Origin of the sequence: Sphingomonas sp. CCH9-E2 (assembly GCF_001557215.1) — a bacterium.
GTDB lineage: Bacteria > Pseudomonadota > Alphaproteobacteria > Sphingomonadales > Sphingomonadaceae > Sphingomonas.
The window spans coordinates 1-360 of record NZ_LSJM01000158.1 but is presented as its reverse complement, the minus strand read 5'-3'; the positions used below and the strand labels follow the sequence as shown (position 1 = coordinate 360).

The 360-nt window shown below is 66.4% G+C and carries 1 pseudogene; it reads left to right on the top strand.

The features are described 5' to 3' along the window. Window positions 1-79: 79 nt before the first annotated feature. Window positions 80-360 (top strand): annotated as a pseudogene (locus AX681_RS21390) (hypothetical protein); the annotation flags it as partial.

Below are 360 nucleotides of genomic sequence, written 5' to 3'. Positions count from 1 at the left end.
CTCCCCGCCACGCTCGATTCAGTCCTTAAGGATTTGATCAGCCGCGCCTTTTACCATCGCCTCCGATGGAGACGATGGCGTGAAACACCCCCTTGAATTGCACCGTGGCCGCCATCGGCGTGCCAGCTTCGGTCGCCGTGAGCTGGCCGGAACGCTGCTCGCCGGGATCGTCGGCGGGCTTGCCTGGTCGATGCTGCCAGCCGCGACACCGGCATCGGTCGGGCCAGCGCCCGCCGCTCGCACGGCGTTCGGCTTTTGCCATAGCGGCGGCGGCAGCGACTGCGTCGTCGATGGCGATACCTTCTGGATGGCCGGCGACAAGATCCGCATCGCTGATATCGACACCCCCGAAACCCACCC